This is a genomic window from Candidatus Pelagibacter sp. (genome assembly GCF_052049575.1).
GTDB lineage: Bacteria > Pseudomonadota > Alphaproteobacteria > Pelagibacterales > Pelagibacteraceae > Pelagibacter.
Window position 1 is genome coordinate 400,101 of sequence record NZ_JBNGZQ010000001.1, and the last position, 25,051, is coordinate 425,151.

Annotated in this window: 28 protein-coding genes; 15 read left to right on the forward strand and 13 right to left on the reverse strand. The window is 29.2% G+C overall.

The genetic code is table 11. From position 1 onward, the window contains the following. Window positions 1-37 precede the first annotated feature (37 nt). Genes ACTT9C_RS02065 through holA form a run of 4 tightly spaced genes read left to right on the forward strand, consistent with a single transcriptional unit; the run spans window position 38 to window position 4,657 of the window. Complete coding sequence (locus ACTT9C_RS02065; RefSeq protein ID WP_440922847.1) at window positions 38-625, forward strand: DUF3576 domain-containing protein; 588 nt, start codon at window positions 38-40, stop codon at window positions 623-625. Between the two features lie 33 nt (window positions 626-658). Beyond that, entirely contained in the window at window positions 659-3,202 is a 2,544-nt protein-coding gene (leuS, locus tag ACTT9C_RS02070; RefSeq protein WP_440922848.1) for a leucine--tRNA ligase, read from the forward strand. Then, window positions 3,202-3,669, forward strand: coding sequence for a hypothetical protein (locus tag ACTT9C_RS02075; protein WP_440922849.1), 468 nt, complete (start codon window positions 3,202-3,204; stop codon window positions 3,667-3,669). The genes leuS and ACTT9C_RS02075 overlap by 1 nt, the downstream gene beginning before the upstream one ends. After that, a complete protein-coding gene (holA, locus tag ACTT9C_RS02080; RefSeq protein ID WP_440922850.1) occupies window positions 3,659-4,657 on the forward strand; it encodes a DNA polymerase III subunit delta in 999 nt (332 codons plus the stop codon). Before ACTT9C_RS02075 ends, holA begins: the two co-directional genes overlap by 11 nt. On the opposite strand, the gene ACTT9C_RS02085 is transcribed toward holA, so the two are convergent. The 9 genes from ACTT9C_RS02085 to hemE all read right to left on the reverse strand — a co-directional run bounded on the left by ACTT9C_RS02085 (window position 4,641) and on the right by hemE (window position 14,052). Continuing rightward, window positions 4,641-5,483, reverse strand: coding sequence for a ParB/RepB/Spo0J family partition protein (locus ACTT9C_RS02085; protein ID WP_440922851.1), 843 nt, complete (start codon window positions 5,481-5,483; stop codon window positions 4,641-4,643). The genes holA and ACTT9C_RS02085 overlap by 17 nt on opposite strands. Then, the gene (locus tag ACTT9C_RS02090; RefSeq protein WP_440922852.1) at window positions 5,483-6,277 is read right to left on the reverse strand and encodes a ParA family protein; all 795 of its coding nucleotides are present in this window, start codon (window positions 6,275-6,277) and stop codon (window positions 5,483-5,485) included. Before ACTT9C_RS02090 ends, ACTT9C_RS02085 begins: the two co-directional genes overlap by 1 nt. Next, window positions 6,274-6,921, reverse strand: a complete 648-nt coding sequence (locus ACTT9C_RS02095) for a 16S rRNA (guanine(527)-N(7))-methyltransferase RsmG (RefSeq protein ID WP_440922853.1) — start codon at window positions 6,919-6,921, stop codon at window positions 6,274-6,276. Before ACTT9C_RS02095 ends, ACTT9C_RS02090 begins: the two co-directional genes overlap by 4 nt. Continuing rightward, entirely contained in the window at window positions 6,921-8,792 is a 1,872-nt protein-coding gene (mnmG, locus tag ACTT9C_RS02100; protein ID WP_440922854.1) for a tRNA uridine-5-carboxymethylaminomethyl(34) synthesis enzyme MnmG, read from the reverse strand. The genes ACTT9C_RS02095 and mnmG overlap by 1 nt, the downstream gene beginning before the upstream one ends. Before the next feature lie 117 nt (window positions 8,793-8,909). Further along, on the reverse strand, window positions 8,910-10,241 hold the full coding sequence (gene mnmE, locus ACTT9C_RS02105; protein WP_440922855.1) for a tRNA uridine-5-carboxymethylaminomethyl(34) synthesis GTPase MnmE: 1,332 nt from the start codon (window positions 10,239-10,241) through the stop codon (window positions 8,910-8,912). A 41-nt stretch (window positions 10,242-10,282) separates the two neighbouring features. Further along, window positions 10,283-11,551 (reverse strand): transcription termination factor Rho, encoded by a 1,269-nt coding sequence (gene rho / locus ACTT9C_RS02110; protein WP_440922856.1) that lies wholly within the window; start codon window positions 11,549-11,551, stop codon window positions 10,283-10,285. Between the two features lie 63 nt (window positions 11,552-11,614). Continuing rightward, on the reverse strand, window positions 11,615-12,049 hold the full coding sequence (gene hemJ / locus ACTT9C_RS02115) for a protoporphyrinogen oxidase HemJ (protein WP_440922857.1): 435 nt from the start codon (window positions 12,047-12,049) through the stop codon (window positions 11,615-11,617). Window positions 12,050-12,052: 3 nt separating this feature from the next. Next, on the reverse strand, window positions 12,053-13,051 hold the full coding sequence (gene hemH, locus ACTT9C_RS02120) for a ferrochelatase (RefSeq protein ID WP_440922858.1): 999 nt from the start codon (window positions 13,049-13,051) through the stop codon (window positions 12,053-12,055). After that, window positions 13,051-14,052, reverse strand: coding sequence for a uroporphyrinogen decarboxylase (gene hemE / locus ACTT9C_RS02125; RefSeq protein WP_440922859.1), 1,002 nt, complete (start codon window positions 14,050-14,052; stop codon window positions 13,051-13,053). Before hemE ends, hemH begins: the two co-directional genes overlap by 1 nt. A 282-nt stretch (window positions 14,053-14,334) precedes the next feature. On the opposite strand from hemE, the gene ACTT9C_RS02130 reads away from it, so the two are divergent. From ACTT9C_RS02130 to dnaQ, 5 genes are read left to right on the forward strand one after another with little or no spacing between them, the layout of a single operon-like run. Continuing rightward, window positions 14,335-15,159, forward strand: coding sequence for a pyruvate, water dikinase regulatory protein (locus ACTT9C_RS02130; RefSeq protein WP_440922860.1), 825 nt, complete (start codon window positions 14,335-14,337; stop codon window positions 15,157-15,159). Then, window positions 15,152-15,736: a Maf family protein gene (locus ACTT9C_RS02135; protein WP_440922861.1), complete on the forward strand. Its 585-nt coding sequence runs from the start codon at window positions 15,152-15,154 to the stop codon at window positions 15,734-15,736. The genes ACTT9C_RS02130 and ACTT9C_RS02135 overlap by 8 nt, the downstream gene beginning before the upstream one ends. Then, the gene (gene aroE, locus ACTT9C_RS02140) at window positions 15,733-16,527 is read left to right on the forward strand and encodes a shikimate dehydrogenase (protein ID WP_440922862.1); all 795 of its coding nucleotides are present in this window, start codon (window positions 15,733-15,735) and stop codon (window positions 16,525-16,527) included. The genes ACTT9C_RS02135 and aroE overlap by 4 nt, the downstream gene beginning before the upstream one ends. After that, the gene (gene coaE, locus ACTT9C_RS02145; protein WP_440922863.1) at window positions 16,524-17,093 is read left to right on the forward strand and encodes a dephospho-CoA kinase; all 570 of its coding nucleotides are present in this window, start codon (window positions 16,524-16,526) and stop codon (window positions 17,091-17,093) included. The genes aroE and coaE overlap by 4 nt, the downstream gene beginning before the upstream one ends. Continuing rightward, window positions 17,090-17,752, forward strand: a complete 663-nt coding sequence (dnaQ, locus tag ACTT9C_RS02150; protein ID WP_440922864.1) for a DNA polymerase III subunit epsilon — start codon at window positions 17,090-17,092, stop codon at window positions 17,750-17,752. Before coaE ends, dnaQ begins: the two co-directional genes overlap by 4 nt. On the opposite strand, the gene ACTT9C_RS02155 is transcribed toward dnaQ, so the two are convergent. After that, window positions 17,749-18,171, reverse strand: a complete 423-nt coding sequence (locus ACTT9C_RS02155; RefSeq protein ID WP_440922865.1) for a protein-export chaperone SecB — start codon at window positions 18,169-18,171, stop codon at window positions 17,749-17,751. The two genes, dnaQ and ACTT9C_RS02155, sit on opposite strands and share 4 nt — an antisense overlap. Then, complete coding sequence (locus ACTT9C_RS02160; RefSeq protein ID WP_440922866.1) at window positions 18,155-18,580, reverse strand: FxsA family protein; 426 nt, start codon at window positions 18,578-18,580, stop codon at window positions 18,155-18,157. Before ACTT9C_RS02160 ends, ACTT9C_RS02155 begins: the two co-directional genes overlap by 17 nt. A 57-nt stretch (window positions 18,581-18,637) precedes the next feature. Between ACTT9C_RS02160 and ACTT9C_RS02165 the strand changes: the two genes are divergently transcribed. Then, the gene (locus ACTT9C_RS02165) at window positions 18,638-19,234 is read left to right on the forward strand and encodes a Tim44/TimA family putative adaptor protein (RefSeq protein WP_440922867.1); all 597 of its coding nucleotides are present in this window, start codon (window positions 18,638-18,640) and stop codon (window positions 19,232-19,234) included. Further along, on the forward strand, window positions 19,235-19,648 hold the full coding sequence (locus tag ACTT9C_RS02170) for a Smr/MutS family protein (protein ID WP_440922868.1): 414 nt from the start codon (window positions 19,235-19,237) through the stop codon (window positions 19,646-19,648). On the opposite strand, the gene hslU is transcribed toward ACTT9C_RS02170, so the two are convergent. Then, window positions 19,643-21,016, reverse strand: a complete 1,374-nt coding sequence (hslU, locus tag ACTT9C_RS02175; RefSeq protein ID WP_440922869.1) for an ATP-dependent protease ATPase subunit HslU — start codon at window positions 21,014-21,016, stop codon at window positions 19,643-19,645. The two genes, ACTT9C_RS02170 and hslU, sit on opposite strands and share 6 nt — an antisense overlap. Then, the gene (gene hslV, locus ACTT9C_RS02180) at window positions 21,016-21,531 is read right to left on the reverse strand and encodes an ATP-dependent protease subunit HslV (protein WP_440922870.1); all 516 of its coding nucleotides are present in this window, start codon (window positions 21,529-21,531) and stop codon (window positions 21,016-21,018) included. The genes hslU and hslV overlap by 1 nt, the downstream gene beginning before the upstream one ends. A 91-nt stretch (window positions 21,532-21,622) precedes the next feature. On the opposite strand from hslV, the gene hisB reads away from it, so the two are divergent. From hisB to ACTT9C_RS02200, 4 genes are read left to right on the forward strand one after another with little or no spacing between them, the layout of a single operon-like run. After that, entirely contained in the window at window positions 21,623-22,213 is a 591-nt protein-coding gene (hisB, locus tag ACTT9C_RS02185) for an imidazoleglycerol-phosphate dehydratase HisB (RefSeq protein WP_440922871.1), read from the forward strand. 5 nt (window positions 22,214-22,218) lie between these two features. Then, window positions 22,219-22,845 carry an imidazole glycerol phosphate synthase subunit HisH gene (hisH, locus tag ACTT9C_RS02190; RefSeq protein WP_440922872.1) on the forward strand — a complete coding sequence of 209 codons (627 nt, stop codon included), beginning with the start codon at window positions 22,219-22,221 and terminating at the stop codon, window positions 22,843-22,845. 26 nt (window positions 22,846-22,871) lie between these two features. Beyond that, window positions 22,872-23,933 carry an adenine-specific methyltransferase EcoRI family protein gene (locus tag ACTT9C_RS02195; protein WP_440922873.1) on the forward strand — a complete coding sequence of 354 codons (1,062 nt, stop codon included), beginning with the start codon at window positions 22,872-22,874 and terminating at the stop codon, window positions 23,931-23,933. After that, window positions 23,933-25,051, forward strand: a complete 1,119-nt coding sequence (locus tag ACTT9C_RS02200) for an HNH endonuclease family protein (protein ID WP_440922874.1) — start codon at window positions 23,933-23,935, stop codon at window positions 25,049-25,051. The genes ACTT9C_RS02195 and ACTT9C_RS02200 overlap by 1 nt, the downstream gene beginning before the upstream one ends.

The following is a 25,051-nucleotide window of genomic DNA, read 5'->3' on the forward strand; positions in this document are numbered from 1 at the left end:
ATTATTTTGTGCTAATAACTGAATATAACAGATTAATATGATTACTTCACGCAACATTATTATTTTTTTCTCGGTAATTATTCTCTTAACTCAGTCTGCATGTAATGCTTTAAAACCGAAAAAAGTAAGTGCTAAAGATTTTCCACCCGACCCGAGACAAAGAGTTAAAAAGAATATTGAGGAAGGAAAAGGATTTAGACTTTTCGATGGAAAAGGGGCTGGCACCACTTATGACTTTGCGAGCTCTAACCCATTGTGGCAAGCCACTCTTGATACTTTGGATTTTATGCCATTAGTTTCAGCAAACTACAGTGGAGGTATAGTAATTACTGATTGGTATAGTGAAAATAATTCACCGAATGAGTCGGTCAAAATTTCCGTAAGATTTTTAACTAATGAAATAAGATCAGATGCTTTAGACATAAATGTTTTTTTAAAGAAATGTTCACAAAATTTAACTAATTGCTCTATTAGCAAAAATAACAATGATTTGGTTGCTAACCTAAATTTAAATATTCTTAAAAAAGCTTCGAAATATCAAAAAAATATGCTTGAAAAAAGAAAGAAAGAAAATCCTTATCCTATGGGTCAAATGAAATCAGGTAAGGGTAGAAAAAAAGATTAAAAATAAAAACGATTAACTTGATTCATATCAATTGTGGAACGATATAATTTTAAGCTTGTAGAAGAAAAGTGGCAAAGATATTGGCTTGAAAATAAAACTTTTAAATCAGACAAAGATAAAAAAAAAGAAAAGTTTTATTGTTTAGAGATGTTTCCATATCCCTCTGGAAAAATTCATATGGGCCATGTAAGAAATTATACACTAGGTGATGTGTTATCCAGATATAAAACTTTAAAAGGTTACAATGTGCTTCATCCTATGGGATGGGATTCATTCGGTCTACCAGCGGAAAATGCTGCAAAACAAAATAACCTCAATCCTAAGATTTGGACTGAAAAAAATATTCAGACAATGAAAAATCAATTAAAGATGCTTGGATTATCCATTGATTGGGACAGAGAAATATCAACATGCTCAGCAGAATACTACAAACACCAACAAAAAATATTTTTGGATTTATACGACAAGGGTCTGGTTTATAGAAAAGAAAGCTATGTTAATTGGGATCCAATAGACAAAACAGTTTTAGCAAATGAACAAGTTATTGACGGCAAAGGCTGGCGGTCTGGAGCTATAGTAGAAAGAAAAAAATTAAATCAGTGGTTTTTTAAGATTTCACATTTTTCTGAAGATCTCTTAAAAGATTTAGATAGTTTAGATAATTGGCCACATAAAGTAAAAACAATGCAAAAAAACTGGATAGGAAAGTCTTATGGTTGTGAGATAGATTTTCAGATTGAAGGCTCTAAAGATATAAAATCTATTAAATGTTATACTACCAGACCAGATACATTATTTGGTTTTTCGTTTTTAGCCTTATCAGTTGATCACCCCTTATCAAAATACTACGAGACTAAAAAAGATTTTATTGATTTCAAAAATGAGTGTTCTAAGACTGGAACCACTGAGGAATCTATCGCTCAAGCAACTAAAATTGGTTATAAAACTGATCTACTAGCAATAAATCCTTTAGACAATAACTCTAAAGTCCCAGTATACTTTGCAAATTTTGTCTTAATGGATTATGGATTTGGGGCTGTTTTTGGATGTCCGGCTCATGATCAGCGTGATTTTGATTTTGCAAAAAAATATAATCTTAAAATAAAAACTGTCGTTAAACCTGATAATGAAAATGACAATTTTGAGGTAAAAAATGAAGCTTACACTGGACCTGGTTTAATAATTAATTCAAAATTTTTAAATGGCTTAAAAGTACCTGAAAAATCTATTGATGAAACAATAAAAGTTTTGGAAGATAAAAATTTAGGAAAGAGAAAAACAAACTTTAGATTAAAAGATTGGGGAGTTTCAAGACAAAGATATTGGGGATGTCCTATACCAATCGCATACGATGAAAACTATAACGTCATAAAAATCCCTGAAAAAGATTTACCTGTAAAACTACCAGACAAAATTGATCTAAACACTAATGGGAATCCACTAGATGCTCAAAAAGAATGGAAAGAAATAACTATCAGCGGAAAAAAATGTATCAGAGAAACAGATACTTTGGACACATTCGTAGACTCATCTTGGTACTTTCTAAGATTTTGCTCTGCAAAAACTAATAATGAACCGTTTCATGTTGATGATATTGATTATTGGATGCCAGTTGATCAATATATAGGTGGTGTTGAACATGCTATATTACATCTTCTATACTCACGTTTTTTTATGAAAGCTATAAGCTTAAACAATAAAAAGATAAAACTACAAGAGCCATTCAAAGGTTTATTCACTCAAGGAATGGTTTGTCATGAAACTTACAAAGATGAAAATAATAATTGGCTTTTTCCAGAGGATGTGTTCAGCAAAGATGGCAAAAATTATTATGTTAATAATGACCCTTCAAAAAGAGTTATTGTTGGTCCCTCAGAGTCAATGTCAAAATCAAAAAAAAACACTATCGACCCTGAAAAAATAATAAAAATGTACGGCGCTGATGCAGTTAGATTATTTATATTGTCAGATAGTCCTCCAGAAAAAGATATTCAATGGTCTGACACTGGCATCAGTGCATCTTTTAAATTTCTACAAAAATTTTGGATGCTTAATAACGAAATTCTTGAAAACAAAAAAAATTTTTCTATGTTTGATGAAAATCTTGAAAAATTCAATAATCAAACAATTAAAAAACTTGAAAAAGATTTAGATAGATTTGGATTTAATGTAGTTATAGCCTCAATACATAAAATTTATGCTTTTTATAGTCAGCAAATTAATAAAAAAGATTGGGGCAGTAATTTTTACAAAAATTACATAAATATATTAAAAGTAATCAATCCAATATTGCCTCATTTTTCCAATGAATGCCTTGATAAATTGAATCAAAAAGTAGATGGAGTTGAGTGGCCTAAGATAAATGAAAAATATCTAGAAAACGAAATTTTTAATATAGTTACCCAAATAAACGGAAAAAAAAGAAAAGTATTTTCTGTAAGTAAGACTTTAGATAAAGACACCATGGTGAAAGATATTAAAAATGATCCACAGATAAAAAAACATCTAGATAATAAAGAAATTATCAAAACAATATATGTAGAAAATAAATTAATTAACTTTATTATAAAAGAATAATGAAAAACTTAAAATTTTTACTCATTTTCTTCTTTTTACTAAGCTGTGGATATATACCTATTTATCAAACAGATCAAAACTCAAAAATCAAGTTAGATATTATAAATTATTCAGGTAATAAAGAATTAGGTAGATCTATAATTAAAGGTATTGAAAGATTAAAAAACAACGAATCAACCAACATTTATGATCTTAATTTTACAAGTTCAAAAAAAGAAGCTATCGCTGCAAAAGATAAAAAGGGGAATATATCAACATACAAACTGATTATAGAGATAGATGTTAGTTTGAAAAATAAAGAAAATAACAAAGTTTTTTCAAAAAAGTTTTCTGAAGAAACGACGTATAATTCAATGAACAACAAATTTGAATTAAATCAATATAAATTAAATTTAGAGAAAAATATGATTTCACAAATATTACAAGATTTAAATATTTTTTTAAGCATAATTGGAAATGATCTCTAAATTTTATGAACTAGTTAAATACAAGAATAAGTTTAATTACTATTTATTTTATGGCGAAAATGATGGACAAAAATTAGACACCATAGAAACAAATTTTAAGAATTTTACCAAAGAGAATACTTATAAGTATTCAGAAAAAGAGTTAATTGCTGATCCACAAATTTTTTTTGAAAAATTATATTCAAAGTCTTTTTTTGAAAAAGAAAAATTAATAATAATTTCAGATGTAACAGACAAAATACTTAATTTAATTAAGGAAACTTTAGAGACCAAAATTGAAGATATAATCCTTATATTACTAGCAAAAAAATTAGATAAAAGATCTAAAATTAGAAATTTTTTTGAAAAAGAAAAAAAAGTCTTGATTGTTGCTTATTACGAAGACACGCCACAAACACTTATCACAATTGCAAAAAATATTTTAAACAAAAGTAAAATAAATTTATCACAAGAGTATTTAAATCTAATAATTGAAAGATCACAAGGAGATAGAATTAATCTTAAAAATGAATTACAAAAAATTATTAACCTAAGTCAAAAGAATAAAAAATTAGAATTAGAAGATATTTTAAAATTAACAAACTTAAGTGAAAATTACAGTGCTGGAGAGTTAGTAGATAATTGTCTGAGTAAAAATAAAAAAAGAACTCTCAATATTCTTAATGAAAATATTCCATCAAGTGAGGATAATATTTTAATTTTAAGAACTTTTTTAAATAAGTTAAAAAGACTAAGAAAGTTAAGATTAAATTTGAACGAAAATAATAATATTGATCAAGTAATTAACTCATTTAAACCTCCAATATTCTGGAAAGATAAAAATGTAATCAAGCAACAGATCAAAATATGGAAATTAAATGATATTGAGAGTTTTATTGAAGATTTAAACAAAACTGAGAGTTTAATTAAAAAAAATCCTCAGATTTCTAATCAAATCATTAACAATATGATTTTAGATAAAGTTGAAAATACTAATATCCAGATTTAATTATATCAATAATCTTGTTTAATTGATCAAGCTCTTTGTAATAAAATGATATTGTGCCCTTATTGTTTTTATTATTTTTAATAGAGACACTAAGTCCAATTTTTTCAGAAATAGAGTTTTCTAAATCTCTTATATTTGAGTCTACTCTACTTGAGGTATTTCTTTTAGATTTTCTGAATAATTTAACCAAATTTTCAGCTTGTCTAACAGATAATTTTTTTTCAATAAATTTATTTGCTAAAAAGGTAGCATTATCTAGTCCAACTAATATCTTTGCATGACCAGCCGTGATTTTTTTTTGCTCAACAAAATCAAGAACTTCTTTGGGTAAATTCAGTAATCTTAATGAGTTAGAAATATAGCTTCTGCTCTTTCCTATAAATTTTGATACTTTATCTTGATCATATGCGAATTCATCTATCAGTCTTTTATAGCCTTGTGCTTCCTCTAAAGGATTAAGATCATGTCTCTGAACATTCTCAACAATCGCAAATTCTAAAGATTTAAGATCATCAGCATCTGTTACAACGACTGGAATATCATACAGACCAGCTTTTTGAGCTGCTAACCACCTTCTTTCTCCTGCTATAATTTCGTATTTAGAGTTATCCGTATTAGATTTTCTAACTATAATTGGTTGAATAACACCCCGTTCTTTTATTGAATTAACTAAATCATTTAAATTTTCCTCATCAAAATTCTTTCTTGGTTGATATTTGTTTGGAACTATTTCGGCTAAACTTAAATTATTTGTTTTATTCTCAACTTTAGTTTCACCGATTAAGGAAGATAAACCTCTGCCCAAACCTTTTTTTATTTTATTCATTATGCGGCACTCCCAACTTTATTTTCTTGCGCCATAAACTCATCTGTAAAATTATAATATGACTTACTACCTGGACAATTCTTGTCATAAATCAATACTGGAATACCGTGAGATGGGGCTTCAGATAATCTTACATTTCGAGGTATTACAGTTTGGTAAACTTTATCTTTGAAATAATCTCTCGCTTCTTGTTCAACCTGCGATGAAAGTTTGTTTCTTCGATCATACATAGTTAAAAGTATGCCTTGAATTTCTAATTCAGGATTTAAGTTAGTTTTAATTCTCTCAATAGTCTTCATAAGCTGTGTAAGTCCCTCTAAAGCAAAAAATTCTGTTTGTAATGGCACAAGCAGTGAGTTAGATGATACCAAGGCCATTACTGTTAAAAGACTCAAAGAAGGAGGGCAATCAATGAGAATATAATCATATAATCCTCTAGAATCATTTAAATACGAGGTTAATTTAGCCTTAAGTATAAAGGCTCTATCACTATCACCAGCGGTCTCAACCTCTAATCCAGACAGATCTACATTAGATGATATTAAATCAAGATTTTGAAAGTTTGTTTTTTTGATTACGTTTGAAATCGACATTGTCCCATTAAGAATTCCATAAATTGTTTGATCAGATTGAGAGTTGTTGGATAATCCTAATCCAGTGGTAGCATTCCCTTGTGGGTCTAGATCAATTACTAAAATTTTTTTACCAAGTTGAGATAACGCTGATGCTAAATTGATAACGGTTGTTGTTTTTCCAACCCCACCCTTTTGATTTATAATTGAAATTATTTTCATGAAATTTTTTTTTTAATTTTTTTGATGTTTAATATAAACGAGTCGTTGTTTGTTAAACTTTTTTTTTCTTCATAATCTAAATCCCACTCCTGAAGAGCTTCATTAAGAATTTTTCTTCCACTACTTCCCATAAAAAAAATAATATTTTTATATTTTTTAAAATTTTCATTAACCAAGTTTAAAATGACTGGCATCGGCTTAAAAGCCCTGGACATTATTGTTCCAGTTTCAATATTTTTAAGAGAAAAAATATCTTTCTGAATTATTTCTGTATTTAAGTTTAATTTTTTTGAAACTTCTCTTAAGAAAACACATTTATGATAACTTTTTTCATAAAGGTTAACTTTCATGTTATTTTTAATTTTTTTCATCACTATAGCCACTATTAATCCAGGCATTCCACCCCCTGTACCTAAATCAGAGGTTGTATTATAATTTAAATCAACAAAATCAATGATTTGTGCAGAATCTATTATATGACGCTCTCTTATAGCCTTTTTTTCATACATTTTTTTACTTATAATGTTAATTTTCTGATTTTTTTCCTGTATCATTGTAATTAAGCTTTCAAGCTCATTACAAGTTTCACGTGAAACATTCAAATTAGAGATTTTGGAATAAGAATTTAAAATTAAGTTATCCATTAAGCTATATGCTTAATAGACTTTCTTTTGACGTGTGACAACAAAATATATACGGCTGCAGGAGTGATTCCATCGATTCTTAGGGCCTGGCCCATGGTTTTAGGCTTTATTTTTTTGAATTTAGCTTTTACTTCATTAGATAGGCCTGAAAATTGATCATAATCAATATTATCTGGTATTGTTAAATTCTCATCTCGTTTAAATGCTAAAATATCGGCCTTTTGTTTCTTTAAATATCCTCTGTAATGAGAGTTAATCTCAATCTGCTCATCAATTTCATTCCCATAATCAGCTATTTCAGGCCAAATGTTCCTTATTTTCGTCATATCAACGCTTTTTTGAGTAAGAATTTCCTCTGCTGATCTAAAAACACCATCTTTCGCTATTTTTATACCGAATTTATCTGCTTTAGAAGGTGAAATGTTTAAATTAGACATTTGAAGAGATATTTTGCTTAATTTATTAAATTTATCCTCGAATAGTTGTTTTCTATTTTCTGCTATTAAACCAATTTTAATTCCTTTATGAGTAAGCCTTAAGTCTGCATTATCTGATCTAAGACTTAGTCTATATTCTGCTCGAGATGTGAACATTCTATAAGGCTCAGCAACACCTTTAGTGACTAAGTCATCTATCATAACGCCAATGTATGCGTCTGATCTATCTAAAATAAAAGGTTCCATGTTCTTTAAAGATAAAGCAGCATTAATTCCCGCAATAAGGCCTTGAGCAGCTGCTTCTTCATAACCTGTAGTTCCATTTATTTGACCAGCGAGATAAAGATTTTTTATTTTTTTTGTCTCCAATGTTAAAAAGAGCTCTCTCGGGTCAATATAATCGTATTCAATAGCATATCCTGGTCTAATTACTTTTACATTTTCTAAACCATTGATATTATTGAGTATTTCATTTTGCACAACCTCAGGTAGTGATGTTGATATGCCATTTGGGTAAATAGTATAATCATTTAAACCCTCAGGCTCTAGGAATATTTGATGTCTTGTCTTATTAGCAAATTTTACTATTTTGTCCTCAATAGACGGACAATATCTAGGACCAACACCTTGTATGCTCCCGGAATACATTGCACTCTTAGATAAATTCTTTTCTATTATTTTATGAACCTTTTCGTTTGTATAAGTCATCGAACAAGAAACCTGCTTGTTTATATTTTTTTTGGTCAGAAAAGAAAAAAAATATGGATCTTCATCGGCAAACTGTTTTTCCAAATTTTCAAAATTAATTGTTCTAGAATCTAACCTAGGAGGTGTGCCTGTTTTTAATCTTCCAATTTTGAAATTATACTTTTCTAATTGTTCACTTAAACCTGTACTCGGTTTTTCATTAAATCGTCCTGCAGGAGTTCTTTCATCACCTATATGTATCAAACCATTCAAAAAAGTGCCTGTTGTTAAGATTAACTTGTTACAACTCACTTTGTTACCTTTAAGTGTTATAAACCCACTTATTTGGTTATTTTCAAAAATAAACTTTATTACAGGATCAGAAAAAATGCTTAAATTACAATAGTTTACAAGTTTTTCTTGCATATATTTACGATATAATGATCTATCAGACTGAGTTCGTGGTCCCCTTACCGCCGGTCCTCTACTTCTATTTAACAATCTAAATTGTATTCCTGACTTGTCAGCAACCTCTCCCATAACACCATCTAAAGCATCTATTTCTCTAACTAGATGACCTTTGCCTAAACCACCTATAGCTGGATTACATGACATTTCCCCGATTGTATTTTTGTTATGTGTAAACAAAGCAGTATTTATACCAAGCCTTGCTGAGGCTGCTGCAGCTTCACAACCAGCATGACCACCTCCGATAACAACTACATCAAATCGTAAATCTTTTTTCATGAGCTAAATTTATATTCGATTAGAATATTTACAAGATTTCTGTTTTTTTTTCGTAAAAATTGTTATTTATCAACGAGTATCTACAAAAACCTTCTAAAAACCCCCATAAAACAGCTATTATTTTCCAATGCAAAAATCGTTAAAAATGCTGCCTAATATCTCCTCTATATCAACTCTACCAACAATCATACCTAATTGTCTTGTGGCTAATCTTAAATCCTCGGCACCTTTATCAAAATCTTTTTTATCATTTTTATCTGAAAAATTTTTCAAGTGTTCGACACACTGTAGCAAATGCTGTCTATGTCTTTCTCGTGTAATTAAGATATCTTCCTCTGATATAAATTTATTTTCTAAGTGGTTTTTTATTTTAGAAATCAATTTATCTATATTTAGATTTTCTTTTAGTGAAATTAAAACATGATTAAATTTAGAAATTTCAGAGTCTAATTTTTCTTTCAACAAATCGGATTTGTTAATAACTAAAATTGCGTCTTTTTTTAATAAATCATTCAAAAAACCGCTTAAATCAATGTTTTTGGCATCAACTACTACTAACTTTAAATCAGCATTTTCTGCTTTTTTAAGAGATAACCTTATGCCTTTTTTTTCTATTTCATCTTTTGAGTCTCTTATGCCTGCCGTATCCGAAATGATAACTGGGTACCCATCTATGTTTAAATGTGTTTCAACGACGTCTCTTGTGGTACCAGCAATTTCAGAGACTATAGCAACTTCCCTGTTTGATAAATTATTTAATAGACTAGACTTACCAGCATTAGTTGGGCCTACAATTGCAATTTTAAAACCTTCACGAATTATCTCACCAACTTTTTGATCATTTAAAATTTTCTTAATCTCATTTAAGACATTCGATGAATCCTCTTTTATCTTCTGTAAATTTTCTTCTGGTAAATCCTCCTCTGGAAAATCTATTTTTGCCTCAACAAATGACAAAATTTTCAATAATTTTTCTCTCAACTCATTAAATTTGTCTGAAGATTTTCCTTTCATCATTTTTACAGCTTGTAATCTCTGAATTTCGGTTTCTGCCGAAATCAAATCAGCTATGCTCTCTGCTTTTAGTAAATTTATTTTACCATTTTGAAAAGCCAGTTTTGTAAATTCCCCTGCCTCTGCTAATCTACAATTTTCAATTTTTGAAATTTCATTTTGAACAGAGATAACTACTGCTTTCCCGCCATGTACATGGATTTCTGCCATATCCTCTCCTGTGTAGCTCTCAGGACCTGGAAACCAAATTATTATACCTTCATCAATGAGCTCAGAAGTGTTGATATTGTTTATTTTACGAAGGGTTGCCACTCTTGGCTTTGGAATTTCTTTATTTGTAAGTTTTTTTAGTGCTTTTACAGTCTCAGGACCTGAAATTCTTATAACAGCCACCCCAGACACACCTGGGCCAGACGATAGGGCGTAAATTGTCATTAAATCAGTATAACTTTAATTCGAAAATAATGAAAAATAAATTAAGTAGGTTTATTCATCGAATTAAAGAAGTCCGAATTATTTTTTGTATCCTTTAATTTAGAACTTATAAATTCGATTGCATCCATAGTGCCCATCGGGGCAATAATTCTTCTTAAAACATTCATTTTTTGCAGATCATTTTTATCGAACAGTAATTCTTCTCTTCTCGTTCCTGATTTAGTTATATCAATAGCTGGATATATTCTTTTGTCAGCAATTTTCCTGTCAAGAACTGTTTCGCTATTACCGGTTCCTTTAAATTCTTCGAAAATTACCTCATCCATTCTGCTACCTGTATCAATCAACGCTGTGGAGATAATTGTCAAAGATCCTCCTTCTTCGATGTTTCTTGCTGCACCAAAAAATCTTTTTGGGCGTTGAAGTGCATTGGCATCAACACCGCCGGTTAAAACCTTTCCAGAACTAGGTATTACAGCATTGTAAGCTCTTCCCAATCTGGTTATTGAATCCAAAAGAATTACGACATCTTTTTTGTGCTCAGTAAGTCTTTTTGCTTTTTCGATAACCATCTCTGCCACTGCAACGTGTCTTTGTGCTGGTTCATCAAAAGTAGAGCTTATTACCTCACCTTTTACAGTCCTTTGCATATCTGTAACTTCTTCTGGTCGTTCATCAATAAGCAATACAATTAGATAGCATTCTGGATAATTTTTAGCAATTGAGTTTGCAATGCTTTGTAAAATCATTGTTTTACCAGCCTTGGGAGGTGAAATAATAATCGATCTTTGTCCTTTTCCTATTGGGCTTACTAAATCAATTAATCTAGGTGTTAGATCTTGTTTTTTGTCTGGTTTTGACATTTCAACTTCCATAACCAGTTGTTTATCTGGGTATAATGGAGTCAGGTTATCAAAAGCTATTTTGTGTCTAGACTTATCAGGTTCTTCGAAATTTATCTTACTTACTTGTAAAAGAGCAAAGTATCTCTCACCTTCTTTGGGTGCTCTAACTGGCCCTTCTACTGTATCTCCAGTTCTTAATCCAAATTTTCTTATTTGGCTTGGACTGACATAAATATCGTCAGGTCCTGGAAGATAGTTTGATTCCATGGCTCTTAAAAAACCAAATCCATCCTGAAGCAATTGTAAAACGCCAGCTCCTGTAATTTCCTCTTTTTCAGCAACTTTTTTAAGAATTGCAAAGAGAATTTCTTGTTTTCTAAGTGTGCTTGCGTTCTCAATACCAAGCTCCTCTGCTTGTGTAATAAGTTGTTCAGATGATTTGAGTTTTAGTTCTTGTATGTTCATGATTAAAATTATTAAGGACTTAATAATAAACTAAATATATATACTATTTGTAAATATTCAACCCTAGATAGGCTTAAAAATCACAACAAATATGATTAAAATAAGCAATAACGTCGGTATTTCATTTATAAATCGATAAAATTTATGTGAATGTGTATTAAGATCTGATTTGAACTGTCCTAAAATTCGACCTAGATAAAAGTGATAAATTGTTAATATAACCACAAATATCAATTTCAAAATCATCCAGGTTTGTCCAAGTTGTTGAAATCCTATTTCATGGATAAGTAGCAAGCCAAATAGCCAAGATAATATCATTGCTGGTGTCATGATATAAAAAAATAGTTTTCTTTCCATAACCTTAAATACATCTGATATAATTGGCTGAGTATTGTTTTGAGAATGGTAAACAAAAATTCTTGGAAGATATAACAATCCAGCCATCCAAGAAATAACAGATATTAAATGTAGCGATTTAAAAAGTAAGTAAGTATTCATTAATCAGATATTTTTTTGAATTAAAGATTTTAATAAAATTATGTGATCATCATTATCATTCAAACATGGCACCATATCAAAATTTTCTCCACCAGATTCTAAAAAACTCTCTTTTCCTTGAATTTGTATTTCTTCTAAAGTTTCAACACAATCTGAGGCAAATCCTGGACATATAGCTAAAACATTTTTTTTACCCTCTTTAGGTAAACTCTCTAAAGTTTTGTCTGTGTAAGGTTGAAGCCACTTCTCAGGGCCAAATCTAGACTGGAATGTTGTCTTGATCTCAACTGAAGTAAATTTCTCTGATATAAGTCTCGTTGTTTTATGACAATAGCAATGGTAAGGGTCACCTTTATCAAAATATTTTTGTGGTATTCCGTGATAAGAAGCTAATATCAAATCCGGTTTCCAATTTATTTCTTTAATTTTCTTATTTAAAGAATTTACAAGCGCTTCTATATATAAAGGGTCAGATTCATAATGTGGCACTATTTTTAGTGAAGGCTGCCATCTCATTTTCATAAGAGTTCTATATACTTCATCACAGACGGTTGCTGTAGTTGCTGCTGCGTATTGAGGATAAAGCGGTAGAATTATTAAATTTTCACAACCCATTTCATGAAGAGTTGCAATTTTACTTTTTATGCTCGGATTTCCATATCTCATTGCGTAATCTATTATTAAGTTTTTTTCAGATATTAGGTTTGAAAGCTTTTCTGCTTGTTTTTGCGTATAATGCAAAAGAGGAGAAATGTTTTTATCTTCCATCCAAATTTCTTTATAAGCCTTAGCTGTTTTAGATGGCCGAAAGGTTAATATGATTACATTCAATATGATTTGCCAAATTATCGGGTTAACCTCGATTACTCTCCTATCCGATAAAAACTCTTTTAGATATTTTCTTATATCAAACCAACTTGTTGAGTCGGGAGTTCCAAGGTTAACAATTAAAACTCCGGTTTTTCCAAAATTAACCGGTGGGTGGTCTATTTTTTTTATCATTAATAATCCTTCACAGTTTTTACTAAATAATCCATCATATTAGGGTCCGTCTCTGGAAGAACGCCATGTCCTAAGTTGAATATATATGGATGATCTTTAAATATATCTAAATATTTGGTTGTTTCTTTTTTTAAGTTTTCTTTATTAGAAAGCAAAACTTTTGGATCCATTCCACCTTGAACAGGAATTTTTATTTCTTTATTAATTTTTATCGGATCAACCTTATAATCAATGCAAATTGTGTCTGGTTTGATAATTTCACAATAATCTTTGTAATTTCTAATACCTCTTGGAAAGCAGATAACAGGTACGTTTAAAGTTTTGGTGTAATTAACCAAGCTTAAAGTGGGGTCATAAATGTAATGAGGTAAATCCTTTTCTTTTAACAAACCAGCCCAACTATCAAAAATTTGAATTATCTGGGCACCATTATCAATCTGGTTTTTAATGTGTATCTTTAAAAATTTATCTAAAATTTTAAGAACTTTATAAATTAAATCTTTGTCTTCAAAAAAATTTTCATTCAAACTTAATTTTGGTGATTTCTTATTTATCATATAAACTAATAGAGTCCACGGTGCTCCAACAAAGCCTATAGTAGTTTTATTTTTAGTAAATTGGGAGTTACTAACTAATTTAATTAATTTATAAACAGGGGATAGTTTTTCTACAAATTTGACTTCTTCAATATTTGAAATTTTTTTTAAGTCTAAATTTCCAAGTAATGGGCCTACATTTTTTTTAAATTCAACAACTTGATTTAAACCATATGGTAACATTAAGATATCAGAAAAAATTATTGCTGCATCTAAATTGAACCTTTTTAAAGGTTGTAAAGTGATCTCACTTGATAATTTTTCGTTCAGACACAATTTAATAAAATCAGGATTTTTTTTTCTTATTTCTCTAAATTCTGGTAAATATCTACCAGCCTGTCTCATTATCCAAATAGGTTTAATATCACTTTTCTTGTTTATTATTACTTCTTCGATTGGAGACATATTAATAATTAAATATAATTAATTGTAATGTTAGTATATTCTGTGAATAATGGTGATTAAATTTATTGAACATTTTGTAAACAGTTTGTTAACATTTAGAATTTAAATTTTAATAAATATATACGCAAAATTGAAGCTTATTAACTAAATACACCAAATGATTATTAGAGATTTTAACATGTTTAATTTTGTTAATAAAAGCATTGTTTTACAACATAAATTTTAAAATATGAAAAATGATCAATATAATAAAAATAGTACAAATTTATACACATATTATACATGAGTAATTTATATCAGATTTATCTTATATCAGATGCAACTGGTGAAACTCTTGATCGTATTTTTATAGCTATCAAAGCTCAATTTAAAAATATAAATTATAAGATACACACTTATTCTTTTACCAGAACAGAAAATCAAATTATAAAAATTTTAGAAAGCGCAGAAAAAGAAAAAAACTCAATAATTTTATACTCCATTGTTGATAGTAATTTAGCAAAATATCTTGCAAAAAATAGTGACATGAAAAAAATTCCATGCTTTGGAGTATTGGGTGACTTAATATTAAGTTTTTCAAAACTTTTAAATCAAAAAGCCTCACATCAACCAAGTGGTCAATACGCTCTTGATGAAGAATATTATAAAAGAATTGAAGCTATTCAATTTACAATGAACCACGATGACGGCAATCTTGTAAAAGAAATAAAAAAATCTGATATAATTTTGCTGGGGGTAAGTAGAACAAGTAAGACGCCAACCGCAATCTTTTTAGCCAACAAAGGCTTTAAAACATCCAATATACCTTTAATAAATGAAAATTCTTTACCGGATGTTTTAAAAGAAAACCCTAAAATCTCATGCATTATCGGATTAAATACTGAGCCAGAAAGGCTTGTAGAGATTAGAAAAAACAGGATGACTTCTCTTAAGGAAAATAAAAATAAATTATATACAGATTTGGAACAAATTAAAAAAGAAGTAGATATGGCAAGAAATACTTTCAAAAAATATAAATGGCCATTTATAGATGTGACACGAAAATCTGTAGAAGAAACTGCAGCTTCAGTAATTAAAATTTACGAAATATATAAAGAAAATGCTTAAGATTATTCTAGCTTCTAAAAGCAAGGTTAGAAAAAAGATACTGGATGATAATGATATTTTAAATGAGGTAAAACCATCAAATGTTGATGAAGATGTTGTGAAATTAAGTTTATTAAAAGAAAAAGTTTCGCCAGAAATTATATCAAAAAATTTAGCAGAATTAAAAGCCAATAAAGTAAGCAACAAGCATGTCGATGATTTGGTTTTGGGTGCTGATAGTGTAATTGATTTAGAGGGAGAACTCATATCAAAACCTAACAACAGAAATGAAGCATTAGAAATTTTAAAAAAGCTTAATGGTAAAAAACATCATTTAATAAGCTCAGTTTGTATCTCTAAAAACGGATCTATGATATGGAACCATACCGATAGAGCATTACTGACAATGAAAAAAATGACAGAAGAAGAACTAAAAAAATATCTATTAAAAATTTCGGATGAGGCGTTATATGCTTATAATGTTTATCAAATAGAAGGTCAGGGAAGAGATTTATTCTCAAGTATTGATGGAAACGAAAATACAATAATGGGGCTTCCGATTGAAAAAATTAAAAAATATTTAGATAATTATAAATGAAAAAATATCTTGTAATTGGAAATCCTATCGAGCATTCACTTTCACCCAAATTACACAATTATTGGTTTGAAAAAAATAATATTAATGCAAATTACGATAAAAGAAAAATAGATAAAAGCGAAATCAAACAGATTATTTCTGAAATTAAGGATGATAAATTAGATGGGATAAATGTTACTGTTCCTTTTAAAAGTGATGTTATTCCTTTTTTGGATGCACTAAGTGAAGAGTCCCAGATTACACAATCTGTTAATACTATATATAAACAAGATAAAAAACTTATTGGTCACAACACTGATATAAAAGGTTTTGAATTGAGTTTAAAGGAAATCCAATTTGCTTTAGAAAACAAAACAATATTTATATTGGGAGCTGGCGGTGTAGTACCATCTATAATTTATGCTTTAGAAAAATTAGATGTCTCTAAAATTATAGTAAGTAATAGAACTAAACAGAAAACTGAAAATTTAAAAAAATATTTTTCAAATATCAGCATAGTCGATTGGGGAGATCAACCTGAATTTGATATGATTATTAACGCTACCAGTCTGGGTTTAAACAAAGAAGATAATATTAATTTAAACTTTAAAAATATAAATAAAGAAAAGCTATTTTACGATGTTATCTACAATCCAAAAGAAACCAATTTTTTAAGAACTGGGAAAAATTTAGGCTGTAAGGTTTCTAATGGTAAAATGATGTTTATTTATCAGGCTTCTGAGGCATTTAAATTATGGCACAGGGTTAAACCAGAAATTAATGAGGAATTAAAAAAATATTTAAATTTATGAAAAGAGTAGGTATTTTAGGAGATATAGGTTCTGGCAAAACTTACATATCTAAATGTTTTGGTTTTCCTGTATTTAACGCTGATTTAGAAGTTGCAAAAATTTATAAAAATAACAGAAAAGTTTTTCAAAAATTAAAAAAAGAACTTCCAAATTATTTTGGCTCTTTTCCTGTAAAAAAAAAAGAAATTATTAATGCAATTTTATCTAATAAAAAAAATTTAAAAAAAATTATTAAAATTGTTCATTATGAAGTTAGAAAAAAAATGAATGATTTTTTGAGAAAAAACAAACATAAGAAACTTGTTATATTAGATATTCCTCTTCTCTTGGAGAACAAGATTAATGAAAAAAAAGATATATTAATTTTTGTTGAGTCTAAGAAATCAGAAATTTTAAAAAGACTAAAAAAACGAAAAAATTTTAATATGAAAATACTTAATAATTTTAAAAGGATGCAACTATCGCTTGTTTTAAAAAAGAAAAAATCTCATTTTATAATTAAGAACAATTTTAAAAAAAATTCTGTTAAAGTTAGAGTAAGAGAAATTATAGAAAATTTAGTATGAAAGAAATTGTTTTAGACACAGAAACAACTGGTATTTCAGTTAAAGAGGGGCACAGAGTTGTAGAAATTGGGTGTATTGAGTTAAACGATTTAATACCAACAAAAAAAAAATTTCATTGTTATTTAAATCCTGAAAGAAAAGTATCTGAGAAAGCTTTTGAAGTGCATGGATATTCAGATAGTTTTTTATCTGATAAAATGAAATTTGGGGAAATTGCTGATGATTTTCTTCAATTTATAAAAGATAAAAGATTAATAATTCATAATGCGGAATTTGATCTCTCTCATTTAAATAATGAGCTTAAGATTATTGGAAAAAAAAAAATTGATAATGAAGTAGTGGACACGGTATTACTGGCTAGAAACAAATTTCCTGGGTCCCAAAATAGTTTGGATGCTTTATGTAAAAGATTTAGAATAGATAATTCCAAAAGGGTTCAACATACTGCGCTTGTTGATTGTGATCTGCTAGCCAAAGTTTATATAAACTTAATTGATCAAAAAGAACCAACTCTAGATTTTAAAAATAAAGAGGAAGACTTTTCTAAATTAAATACTGGAAATGTTATTTATTCCACAAAAGTTATCAAACCATCTTCCGAAGAGCTTAAAAATCATCAAACTTATCTTAAGAATTCTCTTAAAAAAAACTATTTTTAATTTAATCTTTCTAAATAAAGTTTTGTAAAATCAATTTTTTTTTCTAATTTTATATTAGGGAATCCAGAATTGTGCATCATATCTGTAAATGATTTTTCTATGTCTGAAACAACTGAATTAGGCACGTCGCATAATACAATTTTTTCTAAGTCTTTTTTTTCTTTTATAGTCTCATCAATTTTTACAGCTACTGCGTATACAATTTCAAAATGAGATTTTTTGAGTTGAGTGTCTTTGTGTTGAAATTTCAGTGTTATAATTACCTCAATCATTTTATTTTTAAGGGCTATTGACTTGATATCTATATCTAATTGATATTTACTAATATTATTCCCGGCAGATATGTAAGTTTCAACATCAGGTGTTTCGCTAGACATATCTTTAATGTATTTTGCTAAAATTTTAAATTTTTCTGTCATTGTCATCTTCTATATCTTCAAATTCTCCCTCAATAAAATCACTCTTCTTTACGTCTTTATTTTCAAATTTTTTGTTAAATTTTCCTATTATTAACTTTCGTGTTATTGGGATGATTAAGAGGAAACCAATCAAGTCAGTTGCAAATCCTGGTATGATTAACAAAACAGCCGCAAATGCTATTGCAGCACCTGAGATTAATTCGTGGGCTGGAATTTGATTTTTAATTATTTGCATCATTCCAGATCTTAGAGTGTTAATACCTTCGTATCTGGCATAGTACACTCCTACAACCGCAGTAAAAAATACTAGGAATATAGTACTGAAAGCGCCAATTTGAGACCCGATCTTTATAAAAAGGTAAATCTCTACAATTGGGATTAAAATAACAGCTAAAAGTACTGTGTTCATTTGTCTTTAATGTAATTGTTAGTTGAAATTAATCAACATAGTAATTAAGTTTAGTATATGAATTATAGTTTCGAGTATATTGATATTATTTTATTAGCAATGATTGCCGGCTTCATTTTTTTAAGACTAAGAGGAATTTTAGGAAAAAGAACAGGTTTTGAGGGAAAAGCCTCACCTCAGTTTGAGGAAATGTTGAAAAATATAAATCCAGAATCAAAAATAAATAAAAAAACTGATTTTGACGAAAATGCAAAAAAAGACTTTTTAAAAGGTGCACAAATAGCTTACGAAACTATTATTACAGACTTTGGTGATAGTGATAATAAATTGACCACAAGCAAGCCTCTATTAAGTAATAAAATTTACGATCAATTTAACACAGCATTAAAGGAGAGAGGTAAAAGGGGTCATATTGCTGAAATAACTTTTATTGGAGTAAATTCAGCGAATGTAAAAGAGCACAAGTATTTAGGAAAAATTTTACAGGTAACTGTAGAATTTGTAGCTGAAGTAATAACTTGTATAAGGGATAAAGACAAAAAAATAGTTTCTGGAGACCCAGAAAAGATCAAGAAGATTTACGATACTTGGGTATTTTCAAGAGATACAAGCACTAATAATCCAAACTGGCAATTAGTTGATACTCTTACGTAATTGACAAATAATATTTCAGACAAAGATCAAAAAGATTGGAAAAATTTTTTAGAAAAAAATGAAAAGTTAACTAATAAAGATTTAGAAAAAGAAGAGGTTAAGTCTCATATAACTAAATCATTAGATCTCCATGGCTACACACTTGATGAAGCAAACAAAAAAGTAGAAAACTTTATAACTGATTGTTTTGATCAAAAAGTCTCCAAAATTATAATAGTTACTGGTAAAGGACTGCATTCCCAGAACGATAAAGACCCATATATTTCAAAGAAATTTGGTATTTTAAAAAATTCTGTTCCTGATTTTATTAAAAATAATTCCAGCTTAATGAAAAAAATAAAAAATATAACTGATGCCGAAATTAAAGACGGTGGCAGTGGCGCTTTTTATGTTTTCTTAAAAAAAAAATTATAAAATAAATTTTGATAAATCTGTATCCTTAACAAGATTATCCAGGTTTTTATTAATATATTCTTTATTTATTGAAATTTTTTCACCAGATCTATCAGTTGCCGTGAAGCTTATTTCATCAAGGATTTTTTCTATTATTGTGTGCAATCTTCGAGCACCTATATTTTCAACTGTAGCATTTACTTCAGAAGCAATATTAGCGATTGCATCAATCCCATCTTCAGTAAACTCAAGCTCAACATTCTCAGTCTTTAGTAAAGCCACATATTGTTTAATTAAACTGAAGTCAGGCTCTTTAAGAATTCTTTTGAAATCTTCACTTGATAAAGCCTCTAGCTCAACTCTTATTGGTAGTCTACCTTGTAACTCAGGAAGTAAATCAGAAGGCTTGGCTAATTGGAAAGCACCAGATGCAATAAATAATATGTGGTCAGTTTTTATAGGTCCATATTTTGTGTTTACAGTTGTTCCTTCAATTAAAGGCAACAAATCTCTCTGCACACCTTCTCTAGATACATCCCCTCCAACCCTATCTGTTCTTCCAGAAATTTTATCTATTTCATCTAAGAAAACTATTCCATTATTTTCTAAAGAGATTTTTGCAGCTTTAATTATTTTATCTTGTTCTATTAACTTATCAGACTCATCGTTAATTAAAATTTCGTGAGACTCTTTCACTGTCATTTTTTTCTTTTTTTCCTGCTTGCCCATAGATTTTCCAAGCATCTCTCCAATATTAATCATTCCTACATTGGCACCAGGCATTCCAGGAATTTCAAAAGATGTGCTATTACCACCACTTTCGCTGACAGCTATTTCTATCTCGTTATTATCTAAATCTCCGTCTCTAAGTCTTTTTCTAAAACTTTCTCTTGTAGCCGCACTTGCCTTCTTCCCAACTAAAGCATCCAATACTTTTTCCTCTGCTAATTTTTGAGCTTTTGCGTATACCTCTTTTCTTTTTTTAACTTTTTCCATTGAAATTGCTATTTCAATTAAATCTCTGACAATTTGTTCTACATCTCTTCCAACATAACCCACCTCAGTAAATCTAGTTGCTTCAACTTTTACAAAAGGAGCCTCCGCTAATTTAGATAGTCTTCTTGAAATTTCTGTCTTACCAACACCCGTTGGCCCGATCATTAAAATATTTTTTGGCAAAACTTCATTTCTCATTTCACCTTTTAAAGCTTGTCTTCTCCATCTGTTTCGTAAGGCAACAGCAACCGCTCTCTTAGCTTTATTTTGACCTACTACAAACCTGTCTAATTCAGAGACAATCTCTCTTGGTGACAAGGAGCTTACTAACGAAGCTTCTTCTTTTTGCTGATCACCTTTAGGATGCAATTGAGTTACGTTTGATTTATCCATTATATTTTCTCAACTTTGACATTTTCATTTGTAAATACGCAGATATCAGCTGCAACTTTTATTGCTTTTTTTGCAACTTCCTCTGCTGATATATTACTTTCCATTAAAACTTTTCCTGCAGCTAAAGCATAATTGCCACCAGAACCAATACCAATTACATCTCCCTCAGGCTCTAATACGTCACCAGTACCTGAAATAATATAACTATTATGTTTGTCACCAACAGCCATTAGTGCTTCTAATCTTCTTAGATATTTATCAGTTCTCCAATCTTTAGCTAGCTCAACAGCAGCTCTAGATAAGTTACCAGCATGTTTTTCTAATTTTCCCTCTAACCTTTCAAACAATGTTAAAGCATCAGCTGTTGATCCAGCAAAACCAGCTACAACATCTCTCTTTTCAATTTTTCTGACTTTTGAGGCAGTGCTTTTTACTACAGTATTGCCCATACTTACTTGGCCATCACCAGCTACTACTACTTCGTTGTTTTTCCTAACTAACACAATCGTTGTCATAGCTTATAAATGGATACTAAATTTGATACTTCAAGCCCAGGTTTAGTATTATTGCCATAATTGGATAATATATGTATACCTGTTTTTAATTATGAAGCGTAAAGGCAAAATAAGCAGGAAAACAAAAGAAACAAGCATTAGTGTTGATTTAAATATTGACGGTAAAGGTAAATACAAAATTGACACAGGAATAGGTTTTCTAAATCACATGCTTGAACAACTATCTAAGCATTCTTCAATAGATATGAGTATAAAAGCTAAAGGAGATACTCATATTGATCTACACCACACAACTGAAGATACAGGAATTGCTATTGGTGAGGCTTTAAAAAAAGCTTTGAAAAAATCTGTTGGAATCAGAAGATATGCTCATGCGATGATCCCAATGGATGAAACTCTATCACGTGTTGCAATTGATATTTCAAATAGACCTTATTTAATTTGGAAAGTTAAGCTAAAGGTCGAAAAGCTTGGTGAAATGGATACAGAACTTTTTAAAGAATGGTTTCAAGCATTTTCTCAAGCCGCTGGAATTACTCTACACGTTGAAAATATTTATGGTGATAATAGTCACCACATTATCGAGTCTTGCTACAAAGGGTTAGCAAGGTCTCTAAGAGCTGCATTAGAAATAGATCCGAGGAATAAAAAAACTATTCCTTCTACAAAAGGTTCTTTATAAGTTTAATGAACGTCACAATTGTTGATTATAAATCGGGCAATATAAGCTCGGTAATAAACTCTTTTAAAGAAGTTGCAAAAGATAAAGTAAATATCGAGGTTACCTCAGATTTAAATAAGATAAAATCAAGTGACAAAGTGGTTTTACCGGGGCAAGGCTCGTTCAAAAGTTGTGTGGATGCTCTGAATAAAATTAAAGGTCTTACAGACACTTTAAATGAATTTGCAATAGCAAATAAAAAACCTCTACTTGGAATTTGTGTTGGTTTGCAGATGTTTGCTGATGTTGGTTATGAAGAAACCGAAACTAAAGGGTTAGGTTGGATTGAGGGAAAAGTTTCAAAAATAGATAATCAAAACGGTAAGTATAAACTTCCTCATATTGGTTGGAATGAAATTGAAATTAAAAAAGAAAGTAAGATTTTCAAAGATATCAAAAATAAGACACATATGTACTTTGTACATAGTTATGAATTTATTCCTGAGGATAAATCAGTTATTTTAGCAACAACAAACTACTCATGTGAAATAGTATGCGCTATTGAGAGAAATAATTTATTTGGAACACAGTTTCATCCAGAAAAAAGTGATAAAATTGGACTCAAAATAATTGATAATTTCATTAAAATTTAATTTTTTGTAATATAATATAATTATTTATGCCTAATACAGATTTAAGAAATGCTAATAAGGCAAAACAGGATGAGTTTTATACCTCGCTAACAGATATTGAAAAGGAACTTAGATTTTACAAAAAATTTTTTAAAAATAAAACTGTTTATTGTAATTGTGATGACCCGAGAGTAAGTAGTTTTTTTCATTATTTTTCAGAACAATTCGAAAACCTGAAACTTAAAAAACTTATAACCACTTGTTATAAAAATAAAAATTTAGATCTATTTAGTAAAAATGATAGCGAAAGAGCGATTTACCTAGAATATAACGGCGATAAAAATGGTAATAGTGTTCCTGATTTAGAGGAAATAGGAATTAATGAGTTAAAAGGTGACGGTGATTTTAGAAGCGAAGAGTGCATAGAACTTTTAAAAAAAGCGGATATTGTTGTTACAAATCCTCCTTTTTCTTTATTTATACCTTATGTTCAGCAACTCCTTAAATATAAAAAAAAATTTCTTATAATTGGAAGACTTACAGCTTTTTCATACAAAGATATATTTCCACTTTTAAAAAATAATTTAATGTGGGTAGGGCCCAGTATTCACAGCGGAGACAGGGAATTTGGAGTACCAAAAAATTATGAACTAAGATCAAAAAGTCAAAGAATAGACGAGAACGGCAATAGATTTATCAGTGTCAGTGGTGTGCGATGGTTTACAAATATAAATTACAAAGAAAAAATCGACGATATAGTCCTTTATAAAAAGTATAATAAAACAGATTATCCAAAATATGAAAATTATAATGCAATCAATGTAAATAAGACTAAAGAAATACCAAAAGATTATGCCGGTCATATGGGTGTGCCCATTACTTTTTTTGATAAATATAACCCAAAACAATTTGAAATTATTGGACTTGGTATAGCAGGGTTAGGCTTAGAAATGGGAGTAAAACCTTATAAGAAGGAACACAAAAAATATAGAAAAGAAGTTCAAAAAAGAGCAGCGGTAGATGGAGATTTATATTTTGCTAAAGAAAATGGCGAAATCGAAGTTCCATTTTCAAGAATTATAATTAGAAATAAAAAATTAACAAAATAATGGATATAAAACTTCATCAAATAAAGATTAAAGATCTATTTAATGGTTACCAAGATAATGATGAAGAGGGTGTTGTTGGATATGGAGGAAAATTAGATATACGACCTAAATATCAAAGAGAATGGGTTTACGATGATAAAAAAAGAAATGCTGTTATAGACACATTACTAAAAGGACATCCACTAAATTCAATATATTGGGCGGTAAGAAAAGACGGTGGATACGAAGTAATAGATGGACAACAAAGAATTATTTCAATTTGCAGATTTTTAAATAATGATTTTTCAATAGAAGGTAAATATTTTAAAAGTTTTAGGGAGCAAAGAGATGAGATATTAAATTATTCACTCACTGTATATTTTTGTACTGGAACAGAGAAGGAAAAATTAGAATGGTTTGAGACTATAAATATTGCTGGAGTAGTATTAACACCTCAAGAATTAAAAAATGCAACTTTCTCCGGACCTTGGGTCACTGATGCAAAAAAATACTTCAGTAAATCTGGTTGTTTAGCGTTTAATATTGCTGCAGATTATCTAGACGGACGAAGAGATAGGCAAGAATATTTGGAAACAGCAATAAAATGGATATCAGAGGATAAAATTAAAGAGTACATGTCTAAGAATCAATTTAAGGAAAATGCAAACGAGTTGAGGGACTATTTTACAAATGTAATTGAGTGGGTAGAAAAAATATTTGTAAATAAAAGGTCTAAAATTATGAAAGGCCAGCCATGGGGAGAGTTTTATAATAAATTTAAAGATAGAAAATTTGATCCTCAACAAATTGAGGAAGCAGTTTCTTATTTAATTAAATACGATGGTAAAATTAAGTTAAAGGGTATTTATCAATTTATTTTGACTGGAGATATAAAATATTTGCAAGAAAGAAAGTTTTCAGATTCTATCAAAATGAGAGTTTATGAAAAACAGAAAAAAGAGTGCAACATTTGTAAAGAAAATTTTGAAATAATAGAAATGGAAGCTGACCATAGTAGACCCTGGTATGACAATGGAGAAACTATTGAAAATAATTGCCAGATGCTATGTAGACCTTGCCATTATAAAAAGACAGACTCTCAAACAAAATTTTTAAAAACAAAGCTTAACATAATCTAG

Coding starts and splice junctions, on each gene's coding strand:
- ACTT9C_RS02165 (WP_440922867.1), top strand. CDS start 18,638: ATGAATTATAGTTTCGAGTATATTGATATTATTTTATTAGCAATGATT.
- ACTT9C_RS02130 (WP_440922860.1), top strand. CDS start 14,335: ATGAGTAATTTATATCAGATTTATCTTATATCAGATGCAACTGGTGAA.
- ACTT9C_RS02200 (WP_440922874.1), top strand. CDS start 23,933: ATGGATATAAAACTTCATCAAATAAAGATTAAAGATCTATTTAATGGT.
- coaE (WP_440922863.1), top strand. CDS start 16,524: ATGAAAAGAGTAGGTATTTTAGGAGATATAGGTTCTGGCAAAACTTAC.
- ACTT9C_RS02135 (WP_440922861.1), top strand. CDS start 15,152: ATGCTTAAGATTATTCTAGCTTCTAAAAGCAAGGTTAGAAAAAAGATA.
- ACTT9C_RS02155 (WP_440922865.1), bottom strand. CDS start 18,171: ATGACAGAAAAATTTAAAATTTTAGCAAAATACATTAAAGATATGTCT.
- ACTT9C_RS02085 (WP_440922851.1), bottom strand. CDS start 5,483: ATGAATAAAATAAAAAAAGGTTTGGGCAGAGGTTTATCTTCCTTAATC.
- hemJ (WP_440922857.1), bottom strand. CDS start 12,049: ATGAATACTTACTTACTTTTTAAATCGCTACATTTAATATCTGTTATT.
- holA (WP_440922850.1), top strand. CDS start 3,659: ATGATCTCTAAATTTTATGAACTAGTTAAATACAAGAATAAGTTTAAT.
- hemH (WP_440922858.1), bottom strand. CDS start 13,051: ATGATAAAAAAAATAGACCACCCACCGGTTAATTTTGGAAAAACCGGA.
- hemE (WP_440922859.1), bottom strand. CDS start 14,052: ATGTCTCCAATCGAAGAAGTAATAATAAACAAGAAAAGTGATATTAAA.
- dnaQ (WP_440922864.1), top strand. CDS start 17,090: ATGAAAGAAATTGTTTTAGACACAGAAACAACTGGTATTTCAGTTAAA.
- mnmE (WP_440922855.1), bottom strand. CDS start 10,241: ATGACAATTTACGCCCTATCGTCTGGCCCAGGTGTGTCTGGGGTGGCT.
- ACTT9C_RS02095 (WP_440922853.1), bottom strand. CDS start 6,921: ATGGATAACTTAATTTTAAATTCTTATTCCAAAATCTCTAATTTGAAT.
- ACTT9C_RS02160 (WP_440922866.1), bottom strand. CDS start 18,580: ATGAACACAGTACTTTTAGCTGTTATTTTAATCCCAATTGTAGAGATT.
- hslV (WP_440922870.1), bottom strand. CDS start 21,531: ATGACAACGATTGTGTTAGTTAGGAAAAACAACGAAGTAGTAGTAGCT.
- ACTT9C_RS02065 (WP_440922847.1), top strand. CDS start 38: ATGATTACTTCACGCAACATTATTATTTTTTTCTCGGTAATTATTCTC.
- rho (WP_440922856.1), bottom strand. CDS start 11,551: ATGAACATACAAGAACTAAAACTCAAATCATCTGAACAACTTATTACA.
- aroE (WP_440922862.1), top strand. CDS start 15,733: ATGAAAAAATATCTTGTAATTGGAAATCCTATCGAGCATTCACTTTCA.
- ACTT9C_RS02195 (WP_440922873.1), top strand. CDS start 22,872: ATGCCTAATACAGATTTAAGAAATGCTAATAAGGCAAAACAGGATGAG.
- mnmG (WP_440922854.1), bottom strand. CDS start 8,792: ATGAAAAAAGATTTACGATTTGATGTAGTTGTTATCGGAGGTGGTCAT.
- hslU (WP_440922869.1), bottom strand. CDS start 21,016: ATGGATAAATCAAACGTAACTCAATTGCATCCTAAAGGTGATCAGCAA.
- ACTT9C_RS02075 (WP_440922849.1), top strand. CDS start 3,202: ATGAAAAACTTAAAATTTTTACTCATTTTCTTCTTTTTACTAAGCTGT.
- hisB (WP_440922871.1), top strand. CDS start 21,623: ATGAAGCGTAAAGGCAAAATAAGCAGGAAAACAAAAGAAACAAGCATT.
- hisH (WP_440922872.1), top strand. CDS start 22,219: ATGAACGTCACAATTGTTGATTATAAATCGGGCAATATAAGCTCGGTA.
- ACTT9C_RS02090 (WP_440922852.1), bottom strand. CDS start 6,277: ATGAAAATAATTTCAATTATAAATCAAAAGGGTGGGGTTGGAAAAACA.